The sequence below is a fragment of the Paenibacillus sp. USHLN196 genome, assembly GCF_037144955.1.
GTDB lineage: Bacteria > Bacillota > Bacilli > Paenibacillales > Paenibacillaceae > Paenibacillus > Paenibacillus xylanexedens_C.
The window spans coordinates 1-213 of the sequence record NZ_JBBCYH010000088.1 but is presented as its reverse complement, the minus strand read 5'-3'; the positions used below and the strand labels follow the sequence as shown (position 1 = coordinate 213).

At 47.9% G+C, this 213-nt stretch carries 1 rRNA gene; it reads left to right on the top strand.

From position 1 onward, the window contains the following. Positions 1–101: ribosomal RNA gene (locus WFI24_RS34465) — 23S ribosomal RNA — on the top strand; the annotation flags it as partial. Between the last annotated feature and the right edge of the window lie 112 nt (positions 102–213).

Here is a 213-nt window from a genome sequence, read left to right as displayed (position 1 = left end):
GTATGTAAGACCCCTTGAAGACGACGAGGTAGATAGGCTGGGGGTGGAAGTGCAGCAATGCATGGAGCTGACCAGTACTAATCGGTCGAGGGCTTATCCAATTAGCAAGTTGTAATTCGCATGTTTCGTTTCGAATCTAGTTTTCAGAGAACAACAACTCTGAAATGTAAGCTAAGCTATGCGTTTGGTGGCGATGGCGGAGGGGTTCCACAC